We start from the raw sequence: 10849 nt of genomic DNA, 5'->3' as shown, positions 1-10849 counted from the left end.
ATCAAACTGGCCGTTGACACGGTCTGTGGCTTGCCCTCACCCGCTGATCTGCCGGAAGGCCCCCGTTGCTCGCCCTCTTCGTTGTGTGTCCTCGCCGTGGAGATGTCCGCGGTCGGTGTCGTCTCGTGGGCATTGAGCATGTCGTCGGGTGTGGCGAGAAGCAGGCATCGGCACCGGTTTCACCCGCTGAGTGGGTTGCTGGGTGTGCTCACCGCCGACGGTTGGCACCCGGGTCGTCCGTATCGCTCGCTATGCGCCCCGCTCGCGGGCTTTCGACCCCTGTAGGTGTCCGCCAACCGTCTACGGGCGTCTGGGGGCTTACAGGCGACACCCTCACCTGCGGATGGCGTGGCGCCGGGTCGGCATTTGGATCTGGTGGGCGGCGGGTGGGTTCACGCTCCGCCAAAATCGCCGCGCGACAACGACTCCCGCGGCGCGGATTGAGGACTTTCGACGGCCGGACGGCCCTGTGAGGCGCTCGACGGGCTCTCAGGGCGCAGAAAACCGCTGTTCAGGGGCGGTTTCGGGCACCCCGGCAGGGTACGGTTCAACGGCGCGCTCGGCCGGCGACAGTACGGGGCGGTGCCCTGCGTGATCTACCCGGGGAGGGGTGACACCCCCCGTGCCGGACGCGACGAGACCCCGACACCACACGAGGCAGTATCGGGGTCTCAGATCGACGTACACGGCTAACCGTCAGTCGGCGAGGTATCGGCCGAATCCCTTGCCGTCACGGCTGACCCGGTTTCCTCCGGTCCTCGGCGGCGGACGGTGCTCGCGACCGTCGGCGGCGTCCTCGTTGTCGTGATCGGCGACAGTGTCCCGGCCGCGTTGCGCGCGCTCACGGTCCGCCTCGGCCGCGGTATGCGGTCGATCCCGCATCGCATCGTCGAGGTAGCGGCCAAAGCCCCGCGCGTGTCCCTCGTGGTCGTCGTAGAGCGCCATCACTTTCCACCCTTTCGATTGTCGAGGTCGGCAGCACCACGCGGTGCCGGTCGCTGCGCTTCGCTGAGGTCGACCCACCATCGCAGTGCCTCGTGAGACCCCTTGTCTGCCAGCCACCCCGGCGCAGTGGACCCCTCCCACTGCGACCCCTGGGTACGGGCCTCGGCCTGCGGGCTGTTGTGCGCGCGCGCCTCCGCGTCGGTGAGGAATGCGCCAGAGCGCACCCGCGGCGGCGACACCACGCGGAGTACACCGTCATGGACCTCGAACCCGCGGTCGAGCACAGCGGCAACCCATTGGCGTACCGCCTGCACGTTGTCCCAGCGGGATACCGACGACCGCCACAGCCGCACCGCGGACAGCGCGCCGTCGTCGCCGTTGTCGATCACCTCGTCGAGAGTGACATCGACCGACAGCGCGGCCAGCTTCAGACGCTCGTGTGCCTGCACCGTGTCAGACAGGACACCGTGTGCCTCGTCGAGCACCGCGGCATCGATCTCGTCGAGGACTCCGCGGACAGCGGACAGCGCGCGGTCTGCGGCTTCCTTCTGAATCGTCAGGCGCAGGCCCATTTCGACGTCCTGGTCGACATGGTCGATTCGGCTGTGCTGCCACGTCAGGATCGGTCCCAGAACCTCGGGCACCCGTTCCTTGCGTTCGGCGGCGTCGAGCGCAGCACCAGCGGCGGCGGTGGTGCGGGCTCGCAGGTTGTCGACCGCGATTTGCTCTGACAGCTCCCGGCTCTCCTCGGCGACCCGGGCGAGCGACCGGGACAGTGCGCCATCGACCCGGTCGAGCCGCACGAGGTCGAGCACCGCTGCGCCGATCTCGCCAGCTTCGACCAGCTTCAGCGTCGGGGGGTGCGGCGGCACGGTCCTCGGCACCCTCGGGGTGACGCTGGCCCTTGCGGTCTCGTGGGCCATGCGCGCGTCGGAGTTGCGCGCGGCCGTGTTCGCGTTCATCCGCGCCATAGCGGCGCGCTCGGGCATCGCGGTCCCGGCGTCGTTGTGGCCGCGCTTGCGGGTGAACGCCTCATCGCTCGGCGGCGCAGCGGGATCGTACGGGTCATGGGGGGGTCTTGGTCATGGTGTCCTCTCATTCTCCGGCCGTGCGGCCGGTGGTCTCGGTGTGTGCGGTCTCGTGCTCGGCGACCCGGGCCGCGTAATCGGCGTCGGTGTCGCTCGGCCAGCGGTAGAGCGGGTGCCACGTGGTGCCCGGCATCGGGTTCCTTATCTGCCGGTCGCAATAGCGCTCGAACTGCGCGCGGCGGGCCATCTGCCGCTCGACGTCCTTGGCTCGACGGGGTCCGCTGCCTCCCGTACTCGCGGTCATCGCTGCGCCTCGCGGGGAGCGATTCCGGGGTCTCTTTGGAGGGTCTGAACGACTCGAAATCCTGGCGCCGTCCAGCCCCTTAGGAAACCTAAGACGGACGGCGTCAGAAACGCGCCGGTCCGAGTCTGGGGAAGTCTGGGACCGTCCGAGTGTCTGGACGGCGTCAGAAATCCGCCCTGAACTGCGACGATGGGGCGATTCGAGTCTGGGGAAGTCTGGGACCGTCCGAGTGTCTGGACGGCGTCAGAAATCCGCCCTGAACTGCGACGATGGGGCGATTCGAGTCTGGGGAAGTCTGGGACCGTCCGAGTGTCTGGACGGCGTCAGAAATCCGCCCTGAACTGCGACGATGGGGCGATTCGAGTCTGGGGAAGTCTGGGACCGTCCGAGTGTCTGGACGGCGTCAGAAATCCGCCCTGAACTGCGACGATGGGGCGATTCGAGTCTGGGGAAGTCTGGGACCGTCCGAGTGTCTGGACGGCGTCAGAACGGTTCGGCGAATCCTGGGACCGTCTGGCACCTTGGACGGTGCCAGAAATTTCCCTCTGACCTGCGAAAACGATCATTTTCCCGACTCTTCGTCATCGTTGCTGGACTTGTCGCGGTTGACGCTCAACGAGATCGTTGTCGGCGCGAGCGAATAGATGTGCTTCGATCGCATCTGCCCGCGCTTGGTCTTGTACTGCTGAGCGTCGACAACGAGGCGACCGTGCGACACGAGGCGATCGAACTCGGCCCGCGCTCGGGTCGAGTTTCCGCCGACAAGGTCGATAGCCGCGGTCTTGGTCAGCCCGTCCGGGTTATCGCGGAAGACCTGCAACAGCTCGTCACGCACTCGCGTGTCTGGCGAAGGTGCGACGGCCACCGCGACCCGGCGATGCCCCAGCGGCCCGTCGACCCGGTCGAGCACCACCCGCATGGGGTGCCCGTCGTGGCCGTTGCGCATCTTGCCGCGGGTCGGGTCCGACGAGAGCTCCAACCGGTTCGGATCGCGTTCGGGGTCGCGGACGGTGAGTACCCATTCGACATCAAGTTTCGCCTTCTTGGCACTGCCACCGCGCGCGCGTTCGCCACCGTGCCCTGCATGGTCGGCGTAGACCAGCGTGAATCCGGCCCGCTTCAGTGGCAGGGTCACCAGCCGGTCGAAGTCGGCCCACGTGTCGTTCGAGTTCTCCTCACCGCCAACGAAGGCGCTCAGTGTGTCCACGATGACGACGTCGAGCCCGTCGAGTTCGTCGTCGAGGTCGCTCACGAAGTCCACGAACTCCGCTGCGCCGATCGGCGTGGACAGCGCTCCCCACGTCGGCGCGGAATCGGTGAGGGTGACGACGTGGAAGCGAGGCAAACCCGACGGCGCGGCCAGCTTGTCAAGCGTCCGGTGCCACCACCGCGGACCCAGCTCGCCGTCGATGTAGAGCACATGCACCGGCCGGGACAGCCTCCGCGACCGACCGGACTCATCGACATCGAGCGCGGAACGGCCCAATGACCAGTTGACCGCGCAGTGAGCGAGCAGAATCGACTTCCCCGCTCCAGACACCGACGTCAGCTTGTTGACCGCATCCATCTCAAAGATGCCGGTCTCCAGCCACTCACGTGGCGGAAGCGGTTGCGCGCGGAGCGATTCGAGGTCGAGTAGACCGGCCGACGCCGGGCGATTGTCCGCGTCGCCCGCGTCGTTGAGACCAAGACTCCGTCGAAACTGCGCTAGCTCGTCGTCATCCTCGGGACCACCCGCTACGGCGGCCGCGCGCCTGCTGAAACCCCCGGACCTCGCCGCGTGGGTCGGTGATCCCCAAGGTCTCGGTAATGCGTGCCAGCAGGCCGTCCCATGGCGACGACACCGGCTCACCAGCCCCTCGACGGCGAGGACGTCGACCACGATGCTCTGAAACTCACGCATAGCGTGCTCGACAGACCGACCGATGGCCTCGCCAGACCGCTCGCGTCGGTCCAACTCACCGACGAACGCGGCACCCAACACCATGAGGCAACTCGGCAGACCGGCGTCGCCTTCCAGCGCCAACCGCACCGCGTGCGTTACCGAGTTGTGGATGGTCGGGTGCAGACTCCCGGTGAGGGCGGCCGCGTAGGTTCGCGGATCCCCAATTACCGACAGCATCGCCACTGACGGCTCGCCGTTGGGGAACTGACAAAGCACCGCGGCCAGGTCGGACTCCCCAATGAACGCTTCGCCACCGGTGGTGTGACGCCGCGGGATTCGATCCCGTGCGCGCAATGCGGTCGCCGCGTCCGCGGGCAGCTCCGCGATCGGTCGGCGCAGCTCTCCGAACCGATACAGCTCACCGGTGTCCGGGTGGACCGAACCGGGTCCCACCAGATAGCCCTGCGAGTGCGTGCGCACCGCGTCGATACCGCTGTCCTTCGGTCTCGACAGCGCCGACCTACGGGCGTCGTCGGGCAGCCTGTAGACCAGGTGGCGGCCACCCTGACCAGTCACAACCGTCAGTGTGTCTGGCAACTCGACGGCGGCGGCGAACGTCGCGAACTGCTGTGCCGCATGAGGTTTGTACTCGTCGAGGTCGAGCACGGCGATGCCAACGGGCGGCCGCCAGCCGACCCCGGTCACCCGCGGGCTCGCGTCGGCGTAGTCGGCCATCTCCGCGAACCCCGGGTCATCGACCGTCACGAAGTCGTAGAACCCGTGGGGGGTGGTCGGGGTGGTCGGCTCCTTGCCAATGAGCGGGCCGACGGTCGCGTCGGCGATAGCGCGTGCGATGGTGGCGAAGTGTCCGACGATCGACGTATCGTCGAGTCGGGCAATCTCCTGCTCACCGCTCAGCGCGGCGACGGGGCTCGGTGGGGCAGCCGGGCCCCGTTCCTCATTTTCGGACAAGGTTTCTCCTGTGTGTATTGCGCGCGAACGGATTACGCGCGGTTGCTGGCGTGACTGACGGCCCCGGGGCAATGGGCGGGCGGCGAGCGGTCAGGTCGTGCGGTCAGCCAGCGACGAGCGTCGCGGCCTTGCGCTGCGCGATGTAGAGATCCAGGTCTCGGCGGTCGTACCGGAGCCGATTCCCGATCAAGTAGGACGCCGGACCTGCGCCAGCCGAGCGGAGGTTGTAGAGCGTCTGCCGCGATCCCGAGGTAGGCGGCGGCTTCGGTGACGGTCAGTGCGTCGTTGGTGTCGTTCATGGTTGGTCTCCCTGGTTGTGTCCGGCGGTCATCGGAGCGGTCTGAGATCAGTTAGACACGCCGAAACACGTTTGTCGAAAGTGCCTGTCTGTCAGTGCAATTGATGTCAACCGTGACAACTTGCATCGGTGCTGGCAGGAGGCAGATGGAACGGTTGTCGATCAACCGTGACAACCTCGCGTGAACTGGGAAAACAGTTCTCAAATGTGATGTACGGCACAGTTTGCGCCCGACCTCCTAAAGTGGGTCCGCGGTTACGATCGCTTCATGTCGATCACCCCCGAATCTGTCCCGACCAAGCGCGTCACGGGTGCCCGCGTCGAGGACCGTTGGCGACGTCGGGACGGGTCTCCGTCGGCCCGCGACGGGCAGGGAATGCGCTATCTGGCGCGATACGTCGGCACCGACGGCCGCGAGCACACGAAAAGCTTTAGGGACAAGGCGAAGAAACAGGCCGAAGCATGGTTGCGCGAACAGTCGGCCGCGGTGGTGCGCGGCGAATGGGTGGACCCGTCGAAGTCGGCCGTCACGGTCGGCGAGGTTGCAGAGACCTGGCGCGCGGGCAACAAGGCGAAGACGGCCGCGACCGAGGCGAGCTATGAGAACGTGTGGACCAAGCACGTCAAACCACAGTGGGGGCATGTCCCGCTGGCACAGGTCGACCACGATGAGATCGTTATGTGGGTCGGCGGACTCACCGACGGCACCGCCGAGACGTCTGACCGCAAGCTCTCGGCGTCGTCGGTCCGGCACTGCCACGCGGTGCTGCATCAAATCCTCGGGCTCGCAGTGCGGTCGAAGCGGCTGCGGTCGAATCCTGCTAGCGACGTCCCGCTCCCCGCAATGACGCGAACTGACAAGGTGTTCCTCGACCCCGCCGAGATCGAACGGCTCGGACGCGCAGCCGACTACCTCGCCGCGACGCGGTCGGCCCGGATCGCCGCGGGCAAGGCGAGCAAAGCGTCCGCCGACTGGTCGGCCGTCGAAGCCCCGGTCTCAGCGAATGGTCTCGCGCTGCGGGTGCTCGGTCTGTGTGGCTTGCGCTTCGGCGAGCTTGCCGGTCTGCGGGTTTCGAGGGTTGAGCTCGACAAGCGACGTCTCATCATCGACACCGCCGTCTCTGAGGTCTCGGGGCGCGTGGTCGTCGGCGTGCCGAAGAATCGCAAGACGCGCGAGGTTCCCATACCAGCGGCGTTGGTCGATCCGTTGCGGGTCCAGATCACTGACCGTGATGCGGGGGAGTACGTGTTCACGACTACTGCCGGTGGGCCGTTGCGCCGCGGGAACTTCAGCAAGCGCGTGTTCGCTCCGGCGCGGGACCTCGCGGGCGTCGACGGCGACGCGACTCTGCACTCGCTGCGCCACTCGTTCGCGTCGATCACGCTCACGTCGGGCGTCCCGCCGAAGCAAGTTCAGGACTGGATGGGGCACCATTCGCTGAAGCTCACGGCCGACGTTTACGGACACTTGTTCGCGTCGGAGACTGACCGCGCGCTCTCGCTTCTAGACCGTGCGATCAGTGGCAACAATTAACCGCGAACGACGTAGTCTCGGTCCCGCCATTTCCCAAACAGGTCAGGATCACGACGCACCCCTAGGTCGTATCGCACCGCTCTCCGGGTCTCACCGAGGTCACCGAACGCGTCGCGGCGCGGGTTTGCTGGCGGTTCGCCGACGACCGCATCCTCGACTGCGATGTAGACGTCTAGCCAGGTTGGAAACAGCTCCCGTTCCATCGAGAGAGAGACCCTCATCGACGCCACCAGCATCGTTCGTTCGTACTGGTCCTTGAATCTCTGTGCTGTGTCATTCAGCTCCGTGACCTTCTCGGGTGTGACGGTCGGCAAGTCGAGGTAGCGGCTGTAGGTCTGTGTCAGGGCGTGAAAGGTTCCGAAAAGGGCATCGTAGGCTTCGAACTTCGTGTGTCTCAGCCAATCCCGATGCGAACGCCTGCTCTCCGCTCCGGTCGTGAGTAGGACGCTAAACAACGCAACCAGCGGCGCAGCCAACCCGAGCCCGACGAAAGCCCACAACGGCACGGAACTATCCATGGGGCGAATAGTACGAAACAGGAGCGCCAAGTAACGCCCGACGAGAGGTTCACGTGTTTCGTACTGCGGACTGGTTGCGGACTGCAGACCTATCGGTCTCAGCGCTTGCGAGGCGTTGGGCCTTTGAACTGCGATTATATGGTGCGCGCAAAGGGATTCGAACCCCTGACCGCTGGTGTGTAAGACCAGAGCTCTACCGCTGAGCTATACGCGCGTGCCGTGCCGACGTTCGTGGCGCTGCGCACCCGAATTTAGTCGGTTCGGCGCCGATCGCCCAAACCGGGTCTGACCGCGGCCGGTGATGTGGGTCGCCGGCCCTTCGAGGCTCGTCGCTTGCGCTCCTCGCACCTCAGGGAGCAAAGGGTTGCTCATGCGCTCGCACCTCAGGGAGCGGGCGGTCAGGCGAAGACCGGCGGAAGGGCGATGACCATGACGGCGCCCCAGATCACGTGGGTGATCGCGGGTGCGAGGATGCCTGCGGTGCTGCGTCGGAGGATCGCGCACACGGTGCCTAGCACCGCGCCGGCGAAGCCGAGCATCACATTGCCGCTGGCCATGGTGACCAGCACGTAGATCACCGTCGACACGAGGATCGGGTTGTGCGGGCGCGCCGCCGAATAGACCGAGCCGCGGAAGAACAGTTCCTCGGCCAGGCCGTTGATCATCGTGATCGCGGTGACCACCGCGAGGCTGCCGTAGTCGGCGAAGGCGAGCACCTGATTGGCCAGGTCGCTGACGCCGGGGATCATCCTGGCGACGAGACCGCCGACCAGGAACGCCCCGCCCACCGCCACGCCCACGACGACACCCAGCCCGATCGCGCCGATGCGTCCGGGCGGGCGTGAGGGCGTGGGGCTGAAGGCGCCGAGCCGGAGCGGACCGGACAGGAACGCGCCGACGATCCAGACCGCCGCGAGCGCGAGTGTCAACGGGTAGAACGCCGCGTCGCCCGGTTCGACACGCAGCGACACGCCCAGCACGACGGCGCCGATGACGAGGAAGACGCCGACCAGCCAGCGTCGTCGGACGTAGTGGGCGCCGGGATCGGGGTCTCGGTCCGCGGCGACGGACTCGTACAGGTCGCGCGCCAGTGAGGTCACCAGCACATCACCACCTAGTTCGATCGGTCAGGGAATCGGTCGATCAACGGTTACCGGTCACGACGCTACATCGGGGCGCGGCGGGCGGAGGACCCCGACGACCTTGGCCGCCACTCCGAGGGACGTGCCGATCGTCTCGACGACGCTGCGCTTGACCCGCAGCCAATCGCCGCCGGCCCAGGCCGGGTCCGTGTCCGCGAGGTGATGCAGGTCGTCGAGGTCGCACACCGATCGCGGATACGGCGACCGTACCGAGGCGTGAATGGCTTCGCGCATCGGCGTCAGACCGCCCGCCGGTGGCGGGACGAGATCGCGGATACGGTGCTCAGACGCCGTCATCGGGTGGTCGAGCGAGGTGACGAGCTCTTCGGTGAGCGACGAGGGGACCGGCACGAGCATGCCACCCACCCGTCCGGCAAGGCGGGTCGAGATCCCGAAGACCGGCAGCCGCAGCCTCGGCATCCGGATCGCCGACACGTACTCGTGCAGGATCGAGATGTAGCGCGCGCTGTCGGGCCCCGAGATGTCGTAGTCCCCGGCGGGCAGAACGGACGAGTCGCACGCCGCGGTCAGGTAATGGACGGCATCGCGGATGGAGATGGGGTCCATCTCGTTGGTGATCCAGCCGGGCTCGGGAATCACCGGCAGCCGGTCGGCCATGTACCGGATGATCTCGAACGACGTCGAGCCGGCGCCGATGATCACGGCGGCACGCAACCACACGAGTTCGGGCCCGCCGTCGACGACGAGCCCCTCGGCGACGTCGGCCCGGCTCTGCAGATGGGTCGACAGCTTGTCGTCCGACGGCACAAAACCACCGAGGTAGATGATGCGGCCGACTCCGGAGTCGCGGGCCGCCTCGGCCACGTTGCGTGCCGCGTCACGGTCGCCGTTGGCGAAATCGCCCTGGCCGATGGCGTGGACGAGGTAGTAGATCGCGTCGATCTGCCCCGCGTCCGACATCGCCTTTCTGACCGAAGCCGGGTCGTCGGCGTCCATGGTCACCATGCTGACCTGGGACGACCAGCCGAACGTCGCGAGCTTGCGGGTGTCCCGCGAGGTGACGACCACGTCGTGTCCCTGTTTGAGCAGTGCGCACACCAATCGGGAACCGACGTACCCCGTGGCGCCAGTGATGAGAAGTCGCATGACACCGACGGTAGAGACATTCGACGGAATGGGTCGGCCTACGGACTCGCATGTGACAGACACGGTGCCGGTGTCACGGCGAGATCACGAGGTGTGACCGTGGTCACGGCTGCGCGTCGACCGCCCGACGATACCGCTCGGCGACCTGGTCGTGGTACTCCGCAGCCGCCACCAACTCGGCACGGAGCTCGACCGGTTCGATGACGGTGAAGTCCGCTCCGAAGGCGTACATCCAGCGCGCGATCGATGTCAGCGACGTGCTGTAGAGGGTGACCTCGCAGCTGTGTTCGTCGCCGGACTCGAGAGCCCCCCACGACTCGTGGACCATCGCCGAGACCTCGTCGAGCGGGGCGTGGATGCGCACCCGCGCGGTGGCCCGCCGGTACACCGAACCGAGACCGCGGAGCACGAACGCCGCGGCGCCGCCCTCGGGTGGTTCGCGCGGGGTGAAACGCGGCCCGGTCGGCACCTTCGGTTCCATCCGGTCGACGCGGAACGATCGCCAGGCCACGCGCTGCACGTCGAAACCGACCAGATACCAACGATTTCCGTTGCGGACGAGCCGATAGGGTTCGATCTCGCGCCGACTCTCCTCGCCGTCGTTGCGCCGATAGTCGAACCGCAGGCGCTCGTTGCGGTGGCACGCGGTCGCGATCTCGGTGAGGCGGTCGGCGGACACCGCGCTCGCCGGTGCGGTGCGGGGCACGGCCTCGATCCGCAGGGCGTCGAGCCGGTGGCGCAGCCGCGACGGCATGACCTGCCGGAGCTTCGCGAGCGCCCCCGCCGACGCCTCGGCCATGTCGGCCACCGCGCCGGTTGTCACCGCGTCGAGCCCCAGGGCGACCGCGAGGACCTCCTGGTCGTCGAGCAGCAGTGGGGGCATCTCCGCGCCGGCGCCCAGTCGGTAACCGCCGCGCGAGCCGACGTTGGCGTCCACCGGATAACCCAGTTCGCGTAGCTTGTCGACGTCGCGGCGCACGGTGCGGGTGGTGATGTCGAGCCGCTCGGCGAGTTCTCGGCCCGACCACTCCCGTCGTGTCTGCAGCAGTGACAGCAACGCCAGCAACCGCGCGGAGGTTTCCAACATGCATCACATCGTGCCCGATGATGCGGACA

General features: G+C 67.1%; 9 protein-coding genes, 1 tRNA gene and 1 pseudogene. 1 reads left to right on the top strand and 10 read right to left on the bottom strand.

The features are described from left to right. Window positions 1–696 precede the first annotated feature (696 nt). The 5 genes and pseudogenes from AMD30_RS18485 to AMD30_RS25835 form a co-directional block, all read right to left on the bottom strand. Complete coding sequence (locus AMD30_RS18485) at window positions 697–945, bottom strand: hypothetical protein (protein WP_055476619.1); 249 nt, start codon at window positions 943–945, stop codon at window positions 697–699. Next, entirely contained in the window at window positions 945–1907 is a 963-nt protein-coding gene (locus tag AMD30_RS18480) for a hypothetical protein (RefSeq protein WP_156354318.1), read from the bottom strand. Before AMD30_RS18480 ends, AMD30_RS18485 begins: the two co-directional genes overlap by 1 nt. 133 nt (window positions 1908–2040) lie before the next feature. Further along, window positions 2041–2277: a hypothetical protein gene (locus AMD30_RS25100; RefSeq protein ID WP_156354316.1), complete on the bottom strand. Its 237-nt coding sequence runs from the start codon at window positions 2275–2277 to the stop codon at window positions 2041–2043. A gap of 562 nt (window positions 2278–2839) precedes the next feature. Then, the gene (locus AMD30_RS18475; protein WP_055476617.1) at window positions 2840–5134 is read right to left on the bottom strand and encodes an AAA family ATPase; all 2295 of its coding nucleotides are present in this window, start codon (window positions 5132–5134) and stop codon (window positions 2840–2842) included. Window positions 5135–5237: 103 nt separating this feature from the next. Further along, window positions 5238–5366 (bottom strand): annotated as a pseudogene (locus AMD30_RS25835) (hypothetical protein); the annotation flags it as partial. Between the two features lie 334 nt (window positions 5367–5700). On the opposite strand from AMD30_RS25835, the gene AMD30_RS18470 reads away from it, so the two are divergent. Beyond that, window positions 5701–6966, top strand: a complete 1266-nt coding sequence (locus AMD30_RS18470) for a tyrosine-type recombinase/integrase (RefSeq protein WP_055476616.1) — start codon at window positions 5701–5703, stop codon at window positions 6964–6966. Here AMD30_RS18470 and AMD30_RS18465 read toward each other — a convergent pair. From AMD30_RS18465 to AMD30_RS18445, 5 genes are all read right to left on the bottom strand, one after another. Further along, a complete protein-coding gene (locus AMD30_RS18465) occupies window positions 6963–7484 on the bottom strand; it encodes a hypothetical protein (protein ID WP_055476615.1) in 522 nt (173 codons plus the stop codon). The genes AMD30_RS18470 and AMD30_RS18465 overlap by 4 nt on opposite strands. A 139-nt stretch (window positions 7485–7623) precedes the next feature. Beyond that, window positions 7624–7698, bottom strand: a tRNA-Val gene (locus tag AMD30_RS18460). Between the two features lie 184 nt (window positions 7699–7882). Continuing rightward, window positions 7883–8590, bottom strand: a complete 708-nt coding sequence (locus AMD30_RS18455; RefSeq protein WP_055476614.1) for a type II CAAX endopeptidase family protein — start codon at window positions 8588–8590, stop codon at window positions 7883–7885. Window positions 8591–8641: 51 nt separating this feature from the next. Beyond that, the gene (locus tag AMD30_RS18450) at window positions 8642–9733 is read right to left on the bottom strand and encodes an NAD(P)H-binding protein (RefSeq protein ID WP_055476613.1); all 1092 of its coding nucleotides are present in this window, start codon (window positions 9731–9733) and stop codon (window positions 8642–8644) included. Window positions 9734–9836: 103 nt separating this feature from the next. Further along, window positions 9837–10820, bottom strand: a complete 984-nt coding sequence (locus AMD30_RS18445; RefSeq protein ID WP_010841165.1) for a helix-turn-helix transcriptional regulator — start codon at window positions 10818–10820, stop codon at window positions 9837–9839. Between the last annotated feature and the right edge of the window lie 29 nt (window positions 10821–10849).

This window comes from Gordonia sp. HS-NH1 (assembly GCF_001418765.1).
GTDB lineage: Bacteria > Actinomycetota > Actinomycetes > Mycobacteriales > Mycobacteriaceae > Gordonia.
Note: the sequence above shows the minus strand (reverse complement) of the source record. Positions and strands in the feature narration are given on the sequence as shown.

Coding starts and splice junctions, on each gene's coding strand:
- AMD30_RS18470 (WP_055476616.1), top strand. CDS start 5,701: ATGTCGATCACCCCCGAATCTGTCCCGACCAAGCGCGTCACGGGTGCC.
- AMD30_RS18465 (WP_055476615.1), bottom strand. CDS start 7,484: ATGGATAGTTCCGTGCCGTTGTGGGCTTTCGTCGGGCTCGGGTTGGCT.
- AMD30_RS25100 (WP_156354316.1), bottom strand. CDS start 2,277: ATGACCGCGAGTACGGGAGGCAGCGGACCCCGTCGAGCCAAGGACGTC.
- AMD30_RS18485 (WP_055476619.1), bottom strand. CDS start 945: ATGGCGCTCTACGACGACCACGAGGGACACGCGCGGGGCTTTGGCCGC.
- AMD30_RS18480 (WP_156354318.1), bottom strand. CDS start 1,907: ATGAACGCGAACACGGCCGCGCGCAACTCCGACGCGCGCATGGCCCAC.
- AMD30_RS18445 (WP_010841165.1), bottom strand. CDS start 10,820: ATGTTGGAAACCTCCGCGCGGTTGCTGGCGTTGCTGTCACTGCTGCAG.
- AMD30_RS18450 (WP_055476613.1), bottom strand. CDS start 9,733: ATGCGACTTCTCATCACTGGCGCCACGGGGTACGTCGGTTCCCGATTG.